The organism is Azospira sp. I09, assembly GCF_009177135.1.
Taxonomy (GTDB): Bacteria; Pseudomonadota; Gammaproteobacteria; order Burkholderiales; family Rhodocyclaceae; genus Azospira; species Azospira oryzae.
Genome location: NZ_AP021844.1, coordinates 1,799,691 through 1,818,882 on the forward strand (window position 1 = coordinate 1,799,691; position 19,192 = coordinate 1,818,882).

The 19,192-nt window shown below is 69.2% G+C and carries 21 protein-coding genes; 14 read left to right on the forward strand and 7 right to left on the reverse strand.

Annotated elements, in window-relative coordinates; all coding sequences use genetic code 11:
* Nucleotides 1-33 precede the first annotated feature (33 nt).
* Complete coding sequence (locus tag AZSP09_RS08335) at nucleotides 34-1,155, forward strand: hypothetical protein (RefSeq protein ID WP_152089743.1); 1,122 nt, start codon at nucleotides 34-36, stop codon at nucleotides 1,153-1,155.
* 12 nt (nucleotides 1,156-1,167) lie between these two features.
* Here the strand turns inward: AZSP09_RS08335 and AZSP09_RS08340 are convergent, their stop codons facing one another.
* Nucleotides 1,168-1,971: a TIGR01458 family HAD-type hydrolase gene (locus AZSP09_RS08340; RefSeq protein WP_152089744.1), complete on the reverse strand. Its 804-nt coding sequence runs from the start codon at nucleotides 1,969-1,971 to the stop codon at nucleotides 1,168-1,170.
* A complete protein-coding gene (locus tag AZSP09_RS08345) occupies nucleotides 1,964-2,197 on the reverse strand; it encodes a DUF2789 domain-containing protein (RefSeq protein ID WP_014235148.1) in 234 nt (77 codons plus the stop codon). Before AZSP09_RS08345 ends, AZSP09_RS08340 begins: the two co-directional genes overlap by 8 nt.
* 109 nt (nucleotides 2,198-2,306) lie before the next feature.
* Here AZSP09_RS08345 and AZSP09_RS08350 point away from each other — a divergent pair, with 109 nt between their 5' ends.
* From AZSP09_RS08350 to AZSP09_RS08360, 3 genes are all read left to right on the forward strand, one after another.
* Nucleotides 2,307-3,245, forward strand: a complete 939-nt coding sequence (locus AZSP09_RS08350; RefSeq protein WP_152089745.1) for a nucleoside recognition family protein — start codon at nucleotides 2,307-2,309, stop codon at nucleotides 3,243-3,245.
* 245 nt (nucleotides 3,246-3,490) lie between these two features.
* On the forward strand, nucleotides 3,491-4,681 hold the full coding sequence (locus AZSP09_RS08355) for an acetylornithine transaminase (protein ID WP_152089746.1): 1,191 nt from the start codon (nucleotides 3,491-3,493) through the stop codon (nucleotides 4,679-4,681).
* Nucleotides 4,682-4,829: 148 nt separating this feature from the next.
* Nucleotides 4,830-5,276, forward strand: a complete 447-nt coding sequence (locus AZSP09_RS08360; protein WP_152089747.1) for a c-type cytochrome — start codon at nucleotides 4,830-4,832, stop codon at nucleotides 5,274-5,276.
* Nucleotides 5,277-5,524: 248 nt separating this feature from the next.
* Here AZSP09_RS08360 and AZSP09_RS08365 read toward each other — a convergent pair whose 3' ends face one another.
* Nucleotides 5,525-6,601 carry a hypothetical protein gene (locus AZSP09_RS08365; protein ID WP_197739073.1) on the reverse strand — a complete coding sequence of 359 codons (1,077 nt, stop codon included), beginning with the start codon at nucleotides 6,599-6,601 and terminating at the stop codon, nucleotides 5,525-5,527.
* A gap of 129 nt (nucleotides 6,602-6,730) precedes the next feature.
* Entirely contained in the window at nucleotides 6,731-8,017 is a 1,287-nt protein-coding gene (locus AZSP09_RS08370) for a hemolysin family protein (RefSeq protein ID WP_014235153.1), read from the reverse strand.
* Nucleotides 8,018-8,231: 214 nt separating this feature from the next.
* On the opposite strand from AZSP09_RS08370, the gene AZSP09_RS08375 reads away from it, so the two are divergent.
* Nucleotides 8,232-8,594, forward strand: a complete 363-nt coding sequence (locus AZSP09_RS08375) for a CidA/LrgA family protein (protein WP_152089748.1) — start codon at nucleotides 8,232-8,234, stop codon at nucleotides 8,592-8,594.
* On the forward strand, nucleotides 8,591-9,346 hold the full coding sequence (locus AZSP09_RS08380; protein ID WP_152089749.1) for an LrgB family protein: 756 nt from the start codon (nucleotides 8,591-8,593) through the stop codon (nucleotides 9,344-9,346). The genes AZSP09_RS08375 and AZSP09_RS08380 overlap by 4 nt, the downstream gene beginning before the upstream one ends.
* An 83-nt stretch (nucleotides 9,347-9,429) precedes the next feature.
* Here the strand turns inward: AZSP09_RS08380 and AZSP09_RS08385 are convergent, their stop codons facing one another.
* Nucleotides 9,430-9,777, reverse strand: a complete 348-nt coding sequence (locus AZSP09_RS08385) for a nucleotide pyrophosphohydrolase (protein ID WP_130459086.1) — start codon at nucleotides 9,775-9,777, stop codon at nucleotides 9,430-9,432.
* A 306-nt stretch (nucleotides 9,778-10,083) separates the two neighbouring features.
* On the opposite strand from AZSP09_RS08385, the gene AZSP09_RS08390 reads away from it, so the two are divergent.
* The 5 genes from AZSP09_RS08390 (at nucleotide 10,084) to fliD (ending at nucleotide 14,431) form a co-directional block, all read left to right on the forward strand.
* A complete protein-coding gene (locus AZSP09_RS08390; protein WP_269473831.1) occupies nucleotides 10,084-10,611 on the forward strand; it encodes a Bax inhibitor-1 family protein in 528 nt (175 codons plus the stop codon).
* A 129-nt stretch (nucleotides 10,612-10,740) separates the two neighbouring features.
* A complete protein-coding gene (locus tag AZSP09_RS08395; RefSeq protein ID WP_014235158.1) occupies nucleotides 10,741-11,064 on the forward strand; it encodes a DMT family transporter in 324 nt (107 codons plus the stop codon).
* A 91-nt stretch (nucleotides 11,065-11,155) separates the two neighbouring features.
* Complete coding sequence (locus tag AZSP09_RS08400; protein ID WP_152089751.1) at nucleotides 11,156-11,986, forward strand: SIR2 family NAD-dependent protein deacylase; 831 nt, start codon at nucleotides 11,156-11,158, stop codon at nucleotides 11,984-11,986.
* Between the two features lie 9 nt (nucleotides 11,987-11,995).
* Nucleotides 11,996-12,898 (forward strand): M48 family metallopeptidase, encoded by a 903-nt coding sequence (locus AZSP09_RS08405; protein ID WP_232058872.1) that lies wholly within the window; start codon nucleotides 11,996-11,998, stop codon nucleotides 12,896-12,898.
* 93 nt (nucleotides 12,899-12,991) lie between these two features.
* Nucleotides 12,992-14,431, forward strand: a complete 1,440-nt coding sequence (fliD, locus tag AZSP09_RS08410) for a flagellar filament capping protein FliD (RefSeq protein WP_130459088.1) — start codon at nucleotides 12,992-12,994, stop codon at nucleotides 14,429-14,431.
* Nucleotides 14,432-14,702: 271 nt separating this feature from the next.
* Here fliD and AZSP09_RS08415 read toward each other — a convergent pair whose 3' ends face one another.
* A complete protein-coding gene (locus tag AZSP09_RS08415) occupies nucleotides 14,703-15,755 on the reverse strand; it encodes an ankyrin repeat domain-containing protein (protein WP_172974725.1) in 1,053 nt (350 codons plus the stop codon).
* 112 nt (nucleotides 15,756-15,867) lie between these two features.
* On the opposite strand from AZSP09_RS08415, the gene AZSP09_RS08420 reads away from it, so the two are divergent.
* A complete protein-coding gene (locus AZSP09_RS08420; protein ID WP_152089753.1) occupies nucleotides 15,868-16,443 on the forward strand; it encodes an energy transducer TonB in 576 nt (191 codons plus the stop codon).
* A gap of 86 nt (nucleotides 16,444-16,529) precedes the next feature.
* On the opposite strand, the gene AZSP09_RS08425 is transcribed toward AZSP09_RS08420, so the two are convergent.
* Nucleotides 16,530-17,741: a CaiB/BaiF CoA transferase family protein gene (locus AZSP09_RS08425; protein ID WP_152089754.1), complete on the reverse strand. Its 1,212-nt coding sequence runs from the start codon at nucleotides 17,739-17,741 to the stop codon at nucleotides 16,530-16,532.
* Between the two features lie 85 nt (nucleotides 17,742-17,826).
* On the opposite strand from AZSP09_RS08425, the gene AZSP09_RS08430 reads away from it, so the two are divergent.
* Together AZSP09_RS08430 and rsmA are read left to right on the forward strand one after the other, a co-directional pair.
* A complete protein-coding gene (locus AZSP09_RS08430) occupies nucleotides 17,827-18,237 on the forward strand; it encodes an HIT family protein (RefSeq protein ID WP_014235165.1) in 411 nt (136 codons plus the stop codon).
* Between the two features lie 102 nt (nucleotides 18,238-18,339).
* A complete protein-coding gene (gene rsmA / locus AZSP09_RS08435) occupies nucleotides 18,340-19,116 on the forward strand; it encodes a 16S rRNA (adenine(1518)-N(6)/adenine(1519)-N(6))-dimethyltransferase RsmA (protein WP_014235166.1) in 777 nt (258 codons plus the stop codon).
* The last annotated feature ends 76 nt before the right edge of the window (nucleotides 19,117-19,192 follow it).

Below are 19,192 nucleotides of genomic sequence, written 5' to 3' on the forward strand. Positions count from 1 at the left end.
CATGACGGCCACTTCCGCTTGCCTGCCGCTGCCATGACCCTTGCCCCTGCCACCGACTCCTGCTTCCGCCGTCTTTCCCCGCCGCGGGATGCCCAGACACCCTATGCCGTCACCGTGGTGCTGCAGACCACTGGCCGGCCCAGTCTGCTCCGGGCGGTGCGCTCGGTGCTGCAGCAGGACTTGGCCGAGCGGGTGCAACTGCTCATCGGAGTAGACACCCCCTTTGACACGGCCGAACTGGAAGTCCTGGTCACCGCCCGCTGCCCGCCCCGGGTGGACGTGAGCCTGTTCTACCCCGGCTATTCCACCTCACGCCGCCACGGCGGGCTGTCCCCCAACTTTTACGGCGGCGCCCTGCGCACCATCCTCTCCTACACCGCCAACAGCCCCTATGTGGCCTATCTGGACGACGACGACTGGTGGGGTGCCAACCACCTGGCCACTCTGTTGCAGGCGGTGGCCGGCAAGGCCTGGGCCTTTTCGCGTCGCTGGCTGGTGGACGAGGAGAGCGGCTGGCCCATCTGTCCCGACGAATGGGATTCCGTCGGGCCGGGCAAAGGCATCAACGCCGAACGTTTCGGCGGCTTCGTCAGCCCCAGCAACCTGCTCATTTCCCGCGAGGCCTTCCATCTCTTTTTTCCGCTATGGTCCCTGGCGGCCTTTGACGATGGCTCGGGCGAAGACCGTCTGGTCTTCAACGAATTGCGACAACTGCCCTGGGCCGACAGCGAGACCCTCAGTTGCTTCTACAGCCTGCGCCCGGCACAACAGCAGGATCTCCACCACCGGCGCGAATTCGAGCGCCGCGGCCTGCTCTGGCCCTTGCAGCGCGACCTGATCGGGGAGATGACGGCACAGGAGGCAACCGCCCGCCGGGCCGCGGCAGCCGGCGCCTGGACGGAAGTCCGACAGCAGGCCCAGGCCCTGCTGGCCCGGGCGCCCCATCACGCGGGTGCCCTGGAGCTGCTGGCCGAGGCCGAGTGGCAGGCGGGCCGGCGGGAGGAAGGCATCGACCTGCTGTGCCAATCCCTGGCCATCGACGACCGGGAGCCGGCCCCCTACCTCCTGCTGGCAGAGCATCTGCAGGCCCTGGGCGCCACGACGGAAGCCGCCCACATCCAGGACCTGGTGGCCCGACGCTTTAACGGCGGCTAGAGCCGCCCCACCTCAGCCCTCTCCCAGCAACAGCGCCACCGCCGCGGCAAAATCGTCCGCCACCCGGGCGGCCCGGATGTCGCCGGCGCTTTCATCCGCCGGGCGGAACTTGCCGGTGCGCACCAGCACTCCCGGAATGCCCACGGCCTGGGCGCCACCGATGTCGTCCCGCAGGTCGTCGCCGATCAGCACCGCCTCGCCGGGAACCACGCCCAGTTCGGCCAGGGCGCCGAGGAAGAAGGGCGCCGCCGGCTTGCCCACCACTTCGGCCCGCACCCCGGCCCCGTATTCCAGGGCGGCGACGAAGGCCCCCAGGTCCAGGGTCAGGCCGTCCGGTTCCTGGAAATAGCGGTTGCGGGCCATGGCGATCAGGGGGCAGCCGGCCTGCAGCAGGCGGAAGGCCCGGTTGAGGGCATCGAAGGTGAAATGTTCTCCCGCATCCCCCAGCACCACCGCGTCCGGCTCGGGGTGGCTGGGACCCACCTCCTCGGCGATGGCCGGATGCACCAGGTAGTGGGGATGCAGCCCCCGCTGGCGCACCAGCTGGGCCGTGGCCCGCACCGCCGTCTGGATTTCTTCCGGCGCCACGGCCAGGCCCATGGAGTGCAGCAACTGCACCAGGGCCTGGCGCGGCGACCGGGTGGTATTGGTGAGAAAGCGCAGGGGCAGGCCGCTGGACCGCAGGCGCTGCAAAGCGGCGGCAGCGCCGGGCACGGCGTGGTCGCCCACATGCAGCACTCCGGCCAGGTCGATCAGCACGGCCCGGGGCTTTTGCGGCAGGGGCGGAGCCAACTGGACAGGATCGGGCTCAGCCATGGAAGCGGGCGTTGAGTTCGTCCACCACCTCGGCCCAGTCCGCATCCTCCAGGATTTCCTCCCGCAGGAAGGCGGCCTGGGAGGGCGTCCAGAAGGGGGCGTCGGCCAGCAGCACATTTTCCGGCAGGGGGCCGTGCTGCTCGATGAAGCGGTTGATGGAGAGCCCGTCGGCCGGCAGGCCGAGCTGGGCGAAGAGATTGCTCATGGTGGGGGTAGGGAAGTCCATGCTTGACCTCCAGTTGGTAATGACGAGAAGCTAGCGGCTGCACCTACAACTATAGAACCCCGGACGGCGGCGAAGTTCACCCGCGGCCGAGCCGGGACCAAAAATCCCCATGGAAATCCTCGTCGACATCATCCTCAAGGCCGGCCGCTCCGCCGTCGAACTGTCCCTTTTCGTGCTGCTGCCGGTGATGGTGGTGATGCTCTCCCTGATGCGCCTGCTGGAGGCCCGGGGCGTGGTGGACAAGGTGGTGGCCTGGCTGGCCCCGGCCCTGAAGCCCTTCGGCCTCACCGGCCTGGGGGTGTTCGCCGCCCTGCAGATCAACTTCGTCAGCTTCGCCGCCCCCATGGCCACCCTTTCCATGATGGAGCAGCGGGGCGTCTCCAACCGCCACATCGCCGCCACCCTGGCCATGGTCTTCGCCATGTCCCAGGCCAATGCGGCCTTTCCCATGATGACCATGGGCCTCAACTTCGGCACCACCCTGGCCTTTTCCCTCCTCGGCGGCCTGGTGGCCGCGGCGGCCACCTACTACCTCTTCGGCCGCGGCCTCTCGGCGGAGGAGGCGCGGCTGGACGAAACCCTGCACCACCCGGTGGCGGAAGACGCCAAGGGCGTGCTCGACGTCATCAACCGGGCCGGGGCCGAGGCCTTCAAGATCGCCGTGGGCGCCATTCCCATGCTGGTGCTGTCCCTGGTGGCGGTCACCGCCCTGAAGCGCTTCGGCGCCATCGACCTGCTGACCCAGTGGCTGACCCCGCTGCTGGCCCTGGCGGCCATCGACCCGGTGCTGATCCTGCCCAGCCTGACCAAGGTCCTGGCCGGCGGCACCGCCATGATGGGGGTGATGGACGACATGCGGCGCAGCGGCCAGGTCAGCGCCGAACTGCTCAACGCCAGCGCCGGCTGGCTGATCCATCCCTTCGACGTGCCCGGGGTGGCGGTGATCATCTCCGCCGGCCGCCGCGTCGCCGCCGTGTGGAAGCCGGCAGCCCTGGGCGCCTGCGTCGGCATCGGCGTACGCACCCTGGGCCACATCCTGGCCGCCTAGGGCCGCAATGACACACTGTTACGAAAAATTCACGCCGGGCCCACACCGGCTGTGGCAAAGTTGCGCCATGGACCTCCTGACCCACACCTGTTCCGCCTCCCGACGCCGCCGGCATTTCGCCCGGTCGCCGTCGCTCGTCCCCAGGTAAGGCAGCATCCCCGAAGTCCTCCGACTTCCCTACCCAAAGGCCACGGCAACCCCGTGGCCTTTTTGTTTTTTCACCATCCCGCAAGGAGAAAGAAGCAATGGAAACACCCTTCGCCGCCGCCCCTGCCGCCAACGCCCTGATGTGGATCACCCAGCGCCCCCAGCTGGTCTTCGCCGAAGGGCGCGGTTCCTGGCTGGTGGACCAGCAGGGCAAGCGCTACCTGGACTTCGTCCAGGGCTGGGCGGTGAACTGCCTGGGCCACGGCCATCCGGCCATCGTCGAGGCCCTGGCGAGCCAGGCCGGCAAGCTGATCAACCCCAGCCCGGCCTTCTACAACGAACCCAGCCTGAAGCTGGCTGCCGACCTGGCCGCCCACTCCTGTTTCGACCGGGTCTTCTTCGCCAGCACCGGGGCCGAGGCCAACGAGGGCGCCATCAAGCTGGCGCGCAAGTGGGGGCAGAAGCACAGGGGCGGCGCCCACGAGATCATCACCTTCGCCGGCGGCTTCCACGGCCGCACCCTGGCCACCATGTCGGCCTCCGGCAAACCGGGCTGGGACACCCTGTTCGCGCCCCAGGTGCCGGGCTTTCCCAAGGCCCAGCTGAACGACCTGGATTCGGTGGCGGCCCTCATCAACGAGCGCACCGTGGCCATCATGCTGGAGCCGATCCAGGGCGAAGGCGGGGTGGTGCCGGCCAGTGTGGAATTCCTGCAACTGTTGCGGCAGATCTGCGACGACCGGGGCCTGCTGCTGATCGTGGACGAGGTGCAGACCGGCATGGGCCGCACCGGCAAGCTCTTCGCCCACCAGCACGCCGGCATCGAGCCGGACATCATGACCCTGGGCAAGGGCATCGGCGGCGGCGTACCCCTCTCGGCCCTGCTGGCCAAGGAATCGGTCTGCTGTTTCGAGGCCGGCGACCAGGGCGGCACTTACAACGGCAATCCGCTGATGACCGCCGTCGGCGTCGCCGTGCTGGAAGTGCTGACGGCCCCCGGCTTCCTCGATGAGGTGGCGGCCAAGGGGGAGTACCTGGGCGCCGGGCTGCAGCGCCTCTCCGACCGGCTCGGTCTCCGGGGCGAACGGGGCCAAGGCCTGCTGCGGGCCCTGCTGCTGGCCGACGAACGGGGCCCGGCCATCGTCGAGGCGGCCCGGGAGCGGGGCCCCGAGGGCCTGCTGCTCAACGCGCCGCGGCCCCACCTGCTGCGCTTCATGCCGTCCCTGACGGTGAGCCGGGAGGAGATCGACCAGATGCTGGCCTGGCTGGAGGAACTGCTGCGGGCCTGAGGCGGCCCAAGCCCTGTCCGGCCGCCCGAAGCGGCCGGACCAACTCTGTTACAGGCAGGCCCGCCCGTCCCCGGCATAATGCCGCCCTGAATCGTCCCGTGCCGCACCGCGGCGCCTGCCCAACCCCAGCCCAACGCCCGGAACCCCGATGCGCAAAAAAATCCTGCTTCTCTCCCTGGCCCTGCCCCTGCTGCTCACCGCCTGCGGCGAGCCGGCCGATACCCATCCGGACAAGCCCGTGACCCAGCGTCGGGCAGCCTTCAACACCATCCTCAAGGCCTTCGAGCCCATGGGCATGATGCTGCGAGACAAGCGCTACGACGCCGACGCCTTCCTGCAATCGGCGGAAAAGCTGGAGGCGGCCAAGGAAGGGCCGTGGCGCCATTTCACCGCCGACAGCAACTACCCGCCGACCAAGGCCACGGACAAGGTGTGGAGCGAAGCGGCCCGCTTCGAGACGGAACGCCAGGGCTTCCTCGCCGCCACCGGCAAGCTGCTGGAAGCGGCCCGCAGCAAGGACGAAGCCAAGGTACGCCCGGCCTACGAGGCGGTGCACGACGCCTGCCGCAGCTGCCACAAGACCTTCAAGAAATAAGGCCCGCAGGCCGGTGGGAGCCGGCCCGCTTTCTCCCGCACCTGGCTTCGGCCGCCCGCGCTGACCAGCGCCCCCCCATTGGCCGGGGCTCACCCGCCGCGCTCGCCGGCATTCGCCGCTGCCCGCGGCCAGGGCGAACGCCAGTCCTTTCCCCACGCCTGACGGCGCTGCCGCTGTTCCTGCAACGCGGCCATCCTTACCGCCAGGGCCTGCCCGGCCATCCAGGCAGGGAGCCATTCTTCAGAGATTCATTCGACACTGCGGCGCCGGCGCCAGGCCTCCAGCAAGGGGCGGCTGCGACCGTTTCCTGGAGCTGCCTCCACGGCAGGCCCGGCCGCGAGCGGCGTCCCGTCTGCCAGAGGGGCCGGGCCGTCCTGCACTTCGCCGCTGACCCAGGCCCGGCGCAGGGCGGCGCCGCAGCGGGCGCTATTCACCCCGGCGGCCCGTTCCAGGGCCTGCCGGGCCAGGATGCCGTAGAGCTGCCGGTCGGCGCTGATCCAGGGATAGAAGCCGAAGGCGCCGGCGCTGGAAAAGGCGCCGTCGTCTCCCGGGCCGTCCTCCACCCAGTGGTGCAGGCTGTAATGCCAGGGCCGGGGCACCGGGCTGCGCACCGCTCCGGGGCAGCTGCCCGGCTGGGTGCATACCGCCTCGGCCCCGAGCAGATGCCCCAGTTGCAGGCTGCCGCCCATGAGACCCCGCAGGAAGGCGGCGTAGCCGTTGGCGGAGGCGGCCATGCCGCCGGCGGGCTGGGGACTGCGATAGTCGATGCCGGCCGCCGCCGGCAGCACCCGGTGCAGATCCCGGTTGAGGGCGGCCAGGTCCAGGTCGCCCAGGCCCAGGGCCACTGCCAGTTTCTGGGCATGGCCGCCGCCGTAGCTGAAATGGCCCACGTGGGCCGGGTCCCGCCCCCCGTTGTCGCCCTGGGCGAGGCACTCGGCCACGGTCTTGCTGCGCACGCAGGAGCGATGCTGCAGGCGGTCGTCGCCGGCCCGCATCTGCAGGGCCTGCACCGCCTGGGGCGGCAGGCGGCCGTCGTAACGCTCCGCCGCATAGGCGCCGAACACCCACTTGGAGGCGGAGGCGATGGGCATCACCGTGTCGGCGCCGATCTGACGTCCCCCCGGGCTGCCGCGGCTGCCCCGGGCCAGGGGGCCGCGGCGGTCGCCGATTTCCCAGTAGAAACTGCCCAGGCCCCGGCACAGGGGCGAGCGGTCCAGGGTCTGCTCCACGGCGGCGCGGCGGCTGTCCGTATCGGCTGCCCAGGCGCCGCTGGCCGCGGCCAGCCAGCAGGGCAGGAACAGGAGGTGGCGGAGGCGGAAGGTCATGGCGCGGCACCGGGGAAGAAGGAAGATGCCGTCAGGATAAGGGGCCGCCGATGGGGCATGGGTAAGCAGGTGTAAGCAATTGCAAACGCCGGCGGCGCCTGCCGCCGGGGCCGCCTTGCCGGTGCGGCTTCAGGGCTCCAGGCGCTTGGCCAGGACTTCGTCCACCCGGTTCTTTTCCATGTCCATGACCTCGAAGCGCCAGCCGGCCCACTCGAAGGATTCGGTCTTCTTGGGGATGCGCCCCAGCTGGTACACCACGAAGCCGCCGACGGTGTGGTAGTTGCCCAGTTCCTCTTCCGGCAGCTCGGCCAGGCCCAGCAGTTCCTTCAGCTCGTCGATGGGCAGCAGGCCGTCCAGCAGCCAGCTGCCGTCGCTGCGCTGCAGGGCCATGGGCGCCTCGACGGCGCCGGAGAGGACGTCACCGACCACGGTGCCCATGAGGTCGGAGAGGGTCACCAGGCCCTCGGTACCGCCGAACTCGTTTACCACCAGGGCGATCTGGGTCTGGTTGGCCTTGAAGAATTCCAGCAGGCCGATCAGGGACAGGCTGTTGGGCACGTAGAAGGGGGCGTTGGGAGACAGCTTGCCGAAATCCAGGCTGCCGTCCCGCAGCAGGGCCTGCAACAACTCACGACCCTCGACGAAGCCCAGGGGGGTACCCAGGCCGCCCTTGCACACCAGGAAGCGGGACACGGCCCGCTCCTGCAGCACCTTCATGTTGGCCTCCCGGGGCAGGGTCAGGTCCAGGTAGGCGATGCCGGTGGCCGGGGTCATGATGGCGCCGACCCGGCGGTTGTCGAGGCGGAAGACGTTGCCCAGGATTTCGCTCTCGGTCTGGTCCAGCACCCCTTCCTTGCGCCCGGATTCGATGAGGAAGCGGATCTCGTCCGCCGCCGATGCCTCGGCCGAGCCCTTGCTGGGAAAGAGGTCGAGGATGCGGTCGGAAACCCAGGAGACGATCCACACCAGGGGCCGGGACAGACGCAGCAGCCACACCACGGTGCCGGCCAGGGCCACCGCCGTGGCCTCGGGCTTGGCCAGGGCCAGGCGCTTGGGCACCACTTCGCCGAAGACCAGGGTGAAGAAGGTGATCACCGTCACCACGCCGCCCAGGGCCAGGCCGTAGGCCAGGCTGTCGCCCAGGCCCAGGCTCTGCCGCAGCCATTCCTCGGCCCGGGGCACCCACAGGGATTCGCCGAAGACGCCGGAAAGCATGGCCAGGGCGGTGATGCCCAGCTGGGTGGTGGCCAGCAGGCGGCTGGGATGCTGGCGGAAACGCAGCACCGTGCCGGCCCCCAGGGAGCCTTCTTCGGCCAGCATGGCCAGGTGGGAATTGCGGCTGGCGCCCACGGCCATTTCAGCCAGGGACAGCAGGCCGCTGCTCAATACGAGAAAAACCAGAATCCAGATATCCATGATGCCTCCAGGTGCCCGCAATCCTTGCTGGGGGCCGGTTGGCCGCCGGAGACGGGCACAACAGGGTCATTCTACCCCGGCCCGGCATCGGCGCCCGGGCCTGGCGGAGCACCATTCCCCATATAAAAGTATCGTATCCAAGAACTTTTAAGGCCTTAAAGATATTTCCAGGCAGGAATACACTGGCGACCTTTCCCCATTTCCCGGAGGCGCCATGCTTGCCGCCCTCACCCAACTCCTGCTGTTCCAGCTGGCCGGCGAAGTCATCGCCCACGGCCTGGGCCTCTCCGTGCCCGGCCCCGTCATTGGCATGGTGCTGCTGTTCGCCTTCCTGGTGCTGCGCCAGGGGCCCGGCCACGACCTGCAGCACACCTCCCAGAACCTGCTCTCCCATCTCTCCCTGTTGTTCGTGCCCGCCGGCACCGGGGTCATGCTGCATCTGCACCGCCTGCAGGACGAGTGGCTGCCCATCCTGCTCTCCCTGCTGCTGAGCACCGCCGTCACCCTGGCCCTCACCGGCCTGCTGCTCAAGGCCCTGAGCCGCCGCGCCGCCCCCGGCGGGGAGACCCGGCCATGAGCGCGCCTCTCGCCACCGCCCTCGGCGCGCCCCTGGCCCAGATCTGGGTCTATCTTTCCGCCTCGCCACTGCTGGGCCTCACCGTCACCCTGCTGGCCTACCAGGGCGCCTTCGCCCTCTACCGCAAGGCAAAGTTTCACCCGGCGGCCAATCCGGTGCTGCTGGCGGTGGCTTTCCTGGTGGCCCTGCTGGCCATCACCGGCACGCCCTACCAGACCTATTTCGACGGCGCCCAGTTCGTGCACTTCCTCCTCGGTCCGGCCACCGTGGCCCTGGCCATTCCTCTCTACGCCCAGATCAAGCGGGTCAAGGCCATGTTCTGGCCCATCCTCATCGCCCTGGTGGCCGGCTGCCTCACCGCCGCCCTCTCGGCCATGGCGGTGGGCAAGCTCTTCGGCGCCAGCCTGGCCACCCTGCTGTCCCTGGCGCCCAAGTCGGTGACCACGCCCATTGCCATGGGCATCGCCGAACGCACCGGCGGCCTGCCGTCCCTCACCGCGGTGCTGGTCATCACCACCGGCATCCTCGGCGCCGTGGGCGCCCGCTACCTGTTCGACGCCCTCAACATCAAGGATCACGCCGTGCGCGGCTTCGCCATCGGCATCGCCTCCCACGGCATCGGCACCGCCCGGGCCTTCCAGGTGAGCGAACAATGCGGCGCCTTCGCCGCCCTGGCCATGGGCCTCAACGGCGCCCTCACCGCCCTGCTGCTGCCCGTGGTGCTGCCGTGGGTGAAGAGCTGGCTGGCCTGATGCCCTGAGGACCAGAAGGGATGCGGCTGCCGGCCATGGCACGGCGGGCATGCCCGTCCCTGCTGGCTGACGGAGCCCCCCTCCTAAAGCTCCGTGTATTTCACCGCCCGCCCCTGCACCTTTTCCGGCGGGTATTTCTGGCGGTTGAGTTCCATCTTTTCGGCGAAGGCCGCGGCCAGGTCGATTTCCAGCAAGTCGGCGACCCGGATCACGCCCATCAGTACGTCCGACAGTTCGTGCCCCACTTCCCGCCGCTGTTCCGGCGTCAGCTTGAAGCTGTCGGCCTCGGACAGCCACTGGAAATGCTCCAGCACCTCGCCGGCCTCCAGGGTCATGGCGATGGCCAGGTTCTTCGGGTTGTGGTGTTGATCCCAGCCCCGCTCACTGACGAATTGGCGGACGACGGCTCGCAGTTCTTCCAGTTGGCTCATGGCGGCAGGGGCAAGGAATGGGAAGCCGCCATGATAGCGGAGCCAGGGGGCCGGGCCCTCCTCCGCCCCCTGGCCTGATGCCTGGGCCGCCATTGCGTAACGCCAATGGCATAATTGCATTTTCTCCGTAGCGCGCCCGCCATGCTCGATACCCTCTACGGCAAGACCTTCCTCATTCTCACCATCCAGCTGGCCCTGACCTAGGCCAGCACCTTCCTCTTCATCCTCTGGCTGCGCCAGTGCTACTACGCCCGGGCGGCCTGGGTCGGCGGCAGTCTGCTGGAATCCGGCGAACTGGACCTGGAGCTGGACTGGCAGACCGTCGCCCCCTGGTTCTGGCTGCTGCTGGGGGTGGATGTGGCGGTCTTTCTCCTGCTGCTCTTTGTCGGCCAGCACAACCTGGCCATCGGCCTGCCCCTCTTCTGCCTGTGGTCGCTGCTGACGGGCATCGAGCTGGCCCTGGCCCTGGTGTCGGTGGACGAGAACCTGGGGGGCAAGGTCCTGGCCCTCACCGCCATGCTCACTTTCGCCGCCTTCCTGGTGGGCGCCTATGCCGGCATCGACTTTTCCTTTCTCGGCAGCACCCTCTTCGCCGGCCTCACCCTGGTGCTCCTGGGGGGCCTCTACCGCCTGCTGTTTTCCATCTCCGACGGCTGGCGACGCCTGCTGGCCCTGTTCGGCTGCGCCGTCTTCGTCGGCTACCTGGTGTTCGACTTCAACCGCCTCACCCGCAGCCCCCGCAACGACTGGGAAAAGGCCCTGGACCTGGCCATCAGCCTGTACCTGGACATCATCAACCTGTTCCTCCACCTGCTGGACCTGCTGCACCGCTGAAGCGGCGGCGGCCGTGGCATAATCGCGCCCCTCCCGGCGCCGCGGCGCCCGGACGGCGGCGCCTTCTCCCGGGTTTCCAGACGCCCCGTCCCGTTCCCTGAGCCCGATCTTCTTGCACAGGAGCAAGCTATGGTCGGCTATTGGCTGATTCTCGCCGTGGCGGTGGTCACGGAAATCCTCTGGGCCCTGAGCCTCAAATACATCCAGCAGCATCCCGGCCCCTGGCCCGTGGCCGCCTCCCTCGGCCTGACCCTGGTGAACATGGCCCTGCTCTCCCTGGCCATGCGGGGCATTCCCGCCGGCGTCGCCTACGCGGTGTGGACCGGCCTCGGTGCCGTCGGCGTCGCCATCTGCGGCGCCCTCTTCTTCGGCGACCAGCTCAACGGCGGGCAGATGGGCGCCATGGCGGTGGTCATCGCCGGCGTGGTCGGCATGAAGCTGGCCACCGGCTGAGGCGGCAGCAGGACCGGGCCGGCGGCGGCCCCTGTGCGGCGGCCGCCGCCGGCATTACACTGGATGTTCCGCCACGCCCGTACGTCCGCCCATGCAGGACCCCATCACCACTGCCGCCCAGTACGTGCTCGAAGCCGACGGCCTGCTCATCACGGCCGGCGCCGGCATGGGCATCGATTCGGGCCTGCCGGACTTCCGCGGCCCGGAAGGCTTCTGGCGGGCCTACCCGGCCCTGGGGCTGCAGCGCCTGATGTTCGAGGAAATCGCCTGCCCCGACGCCTTCGTGCGGGACCCGGAGCAGGCCTGGGGCTTCTACGCCCATCGCCTCAACCTCTACCGCCGCACCACGCCCCACGCCGGCTTCGCCCTGCTGCGGGCCATGGCCGAGCGCCTGGAGCGGGGCGCCTTCGTCTTCACCAGCAATGTGGACGGCCAGTTCCAGAAGGCCGGCTTCGACGAACTGCAGGTGGCCGAATGCCACGGCAGCCTGCACCACCTGCAGTGCTTCCACGACTGCCGGGGCCACATCTGGCCGGCGGCGGATTTCGCGCCGGAGGTGGACGAGGCCCGCTGCCGCCTGCGCTCGCCCCTGCCCCGCTGCCCCGACTGCGGCGCCCTGGCCCGGCCCAACGTGCTCATGTTCGGCGACTGGAACTGGCAGTCCGGCCGCACCGAAGTGCAGCGCCAGCGCCTGGAAAACTGGCTGGCCACGGTGCAGCGCCTGGTGGTGATCGAGCTGGGGGCCGGCACCGCCATCCCCACGGTGCGCTGGTTCGGCGAAATGCGCGGCGCCCCCCTGATCCGCATCAATCCCGGCGAAGCGGAGGTGTGCACCGACCGCGGCGTCAGCCTGCCCCTGGGCGCCCACGTCGGTCTCCAGGCCATGGCCCGGGAACTGCGGGCCGCCGGCTTTCTCGATTGACCGCCGTTGATGCGTCCCCATCGCCGCCCCGGGCTTGAAGCCGGCGCCGCCGCCCCCAACTCCATGCCGTCATTGCTCCCTGTCGCCGCCATGCCCAGCCGCTACCGTTGCCTCGCCCTGCTCCTCCTCGCTGCCCTGAACGCCGCGCCCCTGGCCGCCCAGGAAGGCATCGACGTGGGCAAGCCTTCGGCCCTGCGCCGGCTGGTACCGGCGGAGCAGATAGAGCGCCAGGCCGGCCAGGAATACGAGCAGCTGAAGCAGCAGGCCGCCCGGCAGCGGGCCCTGGCGCCGGCGGACCACCCCCAGGCGCGGCGCCTGCAGGCCATCGCCCGGCGCCTGATCCCCTTCGCCGAGCGCTTCAACCCCCGGGCCGGACAATGGCGCTGGGAAGTTAACCTGATCGGCTCCCGGGACATCAACGCCTTCTGCATGCCCGGCGGCAAGATCGCCTTTTTCACCGGCCTGGTGGAAGGCCTGAAGTTGACGGACGACGAAATCGCCGTGGTCATGGGCCACGAAATGGCCCACGCCCTGCGCGAACATGCCCGGGAGCAGACGGCCAAGAGCGGCCTGACCCAGCTGGGCGCCAGCCTCCTCGGCCAGTTCGTCGGCCGGGGCCAGTACGCCGACCTGTTCCAGTTCGGCGGCAACATGCTGAGCCTGAAATTTTCCCGGGACGACGAGAGCGAGGCCGATCTGGTGGGCCTGGATCTGGCGGCTCGGGCCGGCTACGACCCGCGGGCCGGCATCAGCCTGTGGCAGAAGATGGGCCAGGCCTCCGGGGGCGGCGGCAACCTGGCCTGGTTCTCCACCCACCCGGCCGGCAAGGACCGCATCGGCGACATCCGCCGCCACCTGCCCCAGGTCATGCCCCTGTACGAGAACGCCCGTAAAGTCACGGAGAAAAAGTAGGCATTTGGCGGCAAATGTCTCGTATTTCACGGAAATTGCCCCATGCCGGTGCTATAAAGAAAGCGTCCCCCTGCCTTTTACCGGGAGTACGCCATGGACAGCAGCGGTCTCACCTCCATCTACGCCTACTACAACCCCTATGGCCTATACGGCCTGGGCGGTCTGTCCTCCCTCGGCGCTGTCGCAGCTGCCAACCGCAGCCAGGGGAGTTCTTCCGTATCCGGCATCGGCAGCGGCAGCAGCTGGACCACGGTCTCCAGCCTGGGCCAGACCTTGAGCGCCGTCAGCAATCTGCAGACGGCAGCCGAGAAGCTGACCAAGCCTGGCGCCTTCTCCTCCCTTTCCGTCGCCTCCTCCGCCCCCACCGTGGCCCGGGGTAGCGCCGCGGAAGGCACGGCCCAGGGGGCCTATACGGTGCGGGTGGATCAGCTGGCCCAGCAGCAGGTGCTCACCTCCGCCGCCCAGGCCACCCAATACACCGCCATCGGCAGCGGCGCCGACACCACGGTCAATTTCCAGTTCGCCAACGGGCGCAGCGCCTCGGTGGATATCGATGGTGGCGACAACACCGTCAAGGGGCTGGCAGCCGCCATCAACCGGGCCGACATCGGCGTTTCCGCCAGCGTGGTCAGCGGCCCCACCGGCTACCAGTTGCAGCTTTCCGGCGAAAGCGGGGCGGGCAATGCCTTCACCGTCAGCGCCAGCGGCGACAGTACCCTTTCCGACTTTTTCAGCAGCCCGCCGGGCGGCAACGGCCTCTTGCTGACCCAGCAGGCCCAGGACGCCAAGGGCTCGGTGAACGGCAGCGCCTTCACCTCCGGCACCAACACGGCCACCACCTCGGTGGAAGGCCTGACCCTCAAGCTCAACGCCACCGGCACCACCAATCTCACGGTCGGCGGCAATGCGGACCAGGCGGCGGCGGTGACCGACTTCGTCAAGGCCTACAACGCCGTGCAGAGCGGCCTCAACAGCCTGTCCCGGGAATACGCCGGCTTCAACCTGACGGCCCCCTATCTGCGCAACACATTGAGCCAGGCCCTGACGCCGGGAGCCGCCGCGGGCTCGGGCAACATCCAGAAGCTCGCGGACATCGGCATCAGCAGCAATGCCAACGGCAGCCTCAGCGTCGATACGGAAAAGCTGCGCTCGGCCCTGAGCAGCAATGCGGACGCGGTGGCCAGCCTCTTTTCCACCGACAAGGGCGAAGGGGTGGCCGATCGCATCCTGGCCCAGGTCAGCGAAGACGGCGCCCTGGCGGTGGACAACCTGCTCAAGTCCGCCGCTCCCAGCCTGACCACCGCCGGTCTCAGCACGGCCAACCTGCAGAGCAATCTGCTCAACGCCATGTTCAACCAGCAGCAGAACTGGCTCAGCCAGTACAGCGGCCTGGGCAGCCTGACCGCCTCCCTCGGCAGCACCGACTCCCTGCTGAGCAGCCTGCTCGGCAGCAGCAGCAACAACCTGAGCGGCCTGGGGCTGATCGGCGGCCTGAGCAATCCGGCCACGGTGACCTCCCTCTTCAGCAGTTGAGACCGGGAGCGGGCTGGCTCCAGGCTTATGCCCCAACGACAAAGGCCGCCCACGGGCGGCCTTTGTCTTTCATGGCAACGGACGGGTGAAGCGGACGGAGCGCGACTGCATCATCCAGAAGCCGTGAGCCATCTGTAGTCCACAGCCGAACTGGCCGCGGCGACAAGCGCCGGCAGCGGAAACGCCGCTGCCAGGAGAGAATCAGGAACAGTCCCTCCCCGCAGACGCCCGCCGGACGGCCATTAGCGGGCTGCCATGGCGGGACGGCGCATCAGCGCTTCTTCGCCGGGGTGGCCTTGCCCCGTGCCGCTACCGGCTTCTTCGCGGCGGCAGGGGCCGCCGGCTTGCCCACCAGGCGTGCCTTCTGGACCTGGGGATTGGCACGGCTGGCGGAGATTTCCAGGCCGATGGCCGGCGGCAGGTCCCGGGCGCCGGGGGGCAGGCGGGCGTAGCGGGCCCGGGCGGCGGAGATGCGCTGGTCGATGCGGGACAGGTCGTAGCCCTTGGCCTCCATGGCCCGCCGCACTTCCAAGAGGCGCTGGATTTCCGCCGGCACCTTTTCCGACTTGCGGGCCACGCCCCAGTCGGCCTTGGGCCGGTTGGCGGCGTCGATGAATTCTTCCGGATTGGTGATGACCCGGGCGACCTTCAGGTGGTCGTATTTCATGGCCCAGTCCAGGGCGGTCTGGCCGTTCTCGTTGCGCAGCCTGGGGTCGGCGCCCCATTCCATGAGACGCACGGCCAGGGCATCCTTGCCTTCGTAGGCGGCCATCATCAGCACCGAGGAGCCGTTGGGGGCCTGGGCATTGACGTCGGCGCCCCGCTTCAGCAGGTATTCGGCCACCTCGGCGTGGCCGGCGAAGACGGCGTAGTGCAGGGCGGACCAGGCATAACCCTCCCGGTTCACCTGGGCGCCGTGCTCCAGCAGCCACTGCACCGCCTTCAGGTGGCCCTTCCAGGCCGCCAGCAGCAGGGCCTGCTCGCCCTTGTCGTTCACCGCGTTGAGGTCGGCGCCCCGGGCGTGGAACAGCTCCATCAGGGCCACATTGCCCTCCCAGGCGCCGATCATCAGGCCGGTGCCGACCCGGTCCGCCTGGTAGTCCGGCGGCAGGCCCGCATCCAGCCACTCCCGGGCCTGGTCCAGGTTGCCCATTTCCAGGGCGACGCCGAAGCTGATCGGGCTGGGCGGCTGGAAGCCTGCCGCCTGCTGGGCCAGGGCCGGACCCGTGCCGAGACACAGGCCGAGGGCCAGGGCGGCGAGGAGGCGCCGGACCGGCGTCGCCAGGGGGCTGCAGGTGGGAAGGGTGGGGGAAAATTTCATCATTCGCTTCCGTTGTGCCGCCGAAGGCGCTTGCATCGCCCCCCCGGCTTGTGGTCTAAAGACGCTTTTGCTCACGGCCCGCAACGGGCCCCTTGCGATCCTTCTGCGACTGCCGATGCGGTTCCACCGGTTTCACGCCGCCCTTCTCTGTTCTCTCGCGCTCCATGCCGCCGCGCTCCTGCTGCTGCCGCCTCCGGCGGCACCGGCCCGGGCCGCCGTGCCGTTGCAGGCGCGCCTGCGTCCGCCGCCGGTAACGCCTGCAGCCCAGGAACCGCCGCCGGCACCGCCCCGGGAAGAAGCAGCGCCGCCGCCACCGGAGAAACCTGCAAGCGCCAAGCCCAAGCCCGAGAAAAAGGCCCCGGCCAAACCGGCACCGGCCCGTTTCAAGGAGCCGCCGGCCAGCTTCAACGGTTACCCGGTCCTGGCGGGGAACGCCGCCCGCAGCGCCTTCAGCCAGCTGGCGCGGCAGCCCCTGTATCCGCCCGAGGCCATTGCCCGGGGCCTGCAGGGCGAGGTGTTGCTGCTGCTGTTCCTCGACGCCAACGGCAATGTGCAGGCGGCCCGGGTGGAGCGCAGCAGCGGCCAGCCCCTGCTGGACCAGGCCGCCGTCGGCGCCGCCCGCCAGCTCAAGGCCCTGCCGGAAGGGGCGCCCCGGGAGGCGATCCTGCCGGTGCGCTTCAAGCTGGACTGAAACGGCCGCCCTCCGGCTCAGGCCGGAACCGCCGCCGGAGTACCTGGCGGCAGCGGCAACGGCCCCAAGCCGAGGCCCCTATTCTCTCAGATTGCCCCGGCCTCGCGCAGGGCGGCGATGGCCTCGGCGTCGTAGCCGAGCCGGGTCAGCACCGCCTCGGTATGTTCCCCCAGCCCCGGCCCCAGCCATTCGGTGCCGCCCGGGGTGGCGGAAAGCTTGGGCACGATGCCCGGCACCTTGAAGTCCTTGCCGTCCGGCAGGCGGGCGGACTGGATCATCTCCCGGGCCAGGAACTGGGGATCGGCGAACATGTCGGCCGCCGAATAGACCCGGGAGGCGGGCACCTCCGCCGCTTCCAGCTTGGCCAGCAGCTCGGCCTCGTCCAGGCCCGCCACCCAGGCGTCGATCAGGGCGTACACCTCGTCCCGGCGTCCATCCCGGCCGGCGTTGTCGGCCAGGCCCGGGTCGGTGGCCAGATCCTCCCGCCCCAGGGCCCGCATCAGGCGCTGGAAGATGGCATCGCCGTTGGCGCCGATGGTGACGAACTTGCCGTCCCGGGTCTTGTGGGTGTTGGAAGGGGTGATGCCGGGCATGATGTTGCCGGTGCGCTCCCGCACGAAGCCGAAGACGTCGAACTCGGGCACCAGGGATTCCATCATGGCGAAAATGGCCTCGTACAGGGCCACGTCCACCACCTGCCCTTTGCCCCCTTGCACCTCCTTGTGGCGCAGGGCCATGAGGGTGCCGAAGACGCCCCACAGGGCGGCGATGGAATCGCCGATGGAAATGCCGGTGCGCACCGGCGGCCGGTCGGCAAAGCCGGTGATGTAGCGCAGGCCGCCCATGCTCTCGCCGACGGCGCCGAAGCCCGGCTGGTCCTTGTAGGGCCCGGTCTGACCGAAGCCGGAGAGGCGCAGCATGACCAGGCCCGGGTTGAGGGCGGATAGTTCCTCCCAGGAGAGGCCCAGTTTTTCCATGACCCCGGGGCGGAAGTTCTCCACCACGATGTCCGCCTCCGCCACCAGCTTGCGCACGATGTCCCGCCCCTGGGGATGCTTCAGGTTCACCGTCACCGACTGCTTGTTGCGGGACTGGACGAACCACCACAGGGAGGTGCCTTCGTACAGCTTGCGCCACTTGCGCAGGGGATCGCCGCCGTCCGGCGACTCGATCTTCACCACCTCGGCGCCGAACTCGGCCAGCAGGCGGGAGGCGAAGGGCCCGGCGATGAGGGTGCCCAGCTCGACGACCTTGAGGCCGGCCAGGGGCTTGGGAGGACAGGAGGCGGCTGCGGACATGGGGGCGGAACCTGTAAGGGAAGGCGCCATTATGCCCGCTCCGCCCCCTGGCCTATACTGCCCGCCACAGCCACGAGGAGAAGCCATGAACCAGACCGTTTTCAGCCGCATCATCAACGGCGAACTGCCCTGCGCCAAGGTGTACGAGGACGGCCACGTCTTCGCCTTCATGGATGCAGGCCAGGTCAATCCGGGCCACGTCCTGGTGGTGAGCAAGAAGCCCTTCGAGACCCTGCTCGACGCCGACGAGGAAACCGCCGCCGCCCTCATGCGCGCCGCCCGCAAGATCGCCCTGGCGGTGCAGGACGCCTTCGGCCCCGAAGGCATCACCATCCTCCAGGCCAACCGGCCCCAGGGCTGGCAGACCGTGCCCCACCTGCACCTGCACGTGCTGCCCCGCCACGCCGGCGACGGCGTCGGCCTGGTGTGGCCGCGCAAGGAGCCGGGCCTGGAGCAGTTGCAGACCCTGGCGGCAAAAATAAAGGTAACGGACTGAAGCTGCGGGTAAAATACGCCCCCTTCGCCTGTCGCCCGCCCGCCGGCGCGGCAGTCCGGCGGCACCGACCCCAGCTCCCCACCCTTTAATCATCGAGTCCCCATGAAACACATCGCCCGCAAGCGCTTCGGCCAGAACTTTTTGCAGGACCCGCAAATCGTCGCCGACATCGTGGGCGCCGTGAATCCGCCCCGGGACGGCCAGGTGGTGGAAATCGGCCCCGGCCTGGGCGCCCTCACCGTGCCCCTGATGGCCCGGGTGGACCACCTGCACGTGGTGGAAATCGACCGGGACCTGATCGCCCGCCTGAAAAAGCAGTACCCCAAGGACAAGCTGACCATCCACGAGGGCGACGCCCTGGAGTTCGACTTCGGCCAGCTGGGCCCCAACCTGCAGATCGTCGGCAACCTGCCCTACAACATCTCCACCCCCCTGCTCTTCCACCTGGCCAGCTTCGCCCCCATGGTGCGGGACATGCACTTCATGCTGCAGAAGGAAGTGGTGGAGCGCATGGTGGCCCTGCCCGGCGAGAGCGAATACAGCCGCCTCTCGGTGATGCTGCAGTACCGCTTCTACATGGACTGGCTGCTGGATGTGCCGCCCGAATCCTTCGACCCGGCGCCCAAGGTGGATTCGGCCGTGGTGCGCCTGATTCCCCGGCCCCAGGAGGAACTCACGGCGAAGGACCCGGCCCTGCTGGAAAAGGTGGTGCAGGCCGCCTTCTCCCAGCGGCGCAAGATGCTGCGCAACACCCTCAAGGAACTGGGCGGCGAAGCCTGGCTCGAAGCCCACGGCATCAAGCCCACGGCCCGGGCCGAAGACGTGCCGGTGGCCGACTACATCGCCCTGGCCAACAGCCTGGTCAAGCCCGAAAACTAGGCACCCCGGAGAGGCAGGCGGGATGCGGCTGCCGGGCATGGCATCGCCGGCAGGCCCGTCCTTTCTGCCTCCCAGC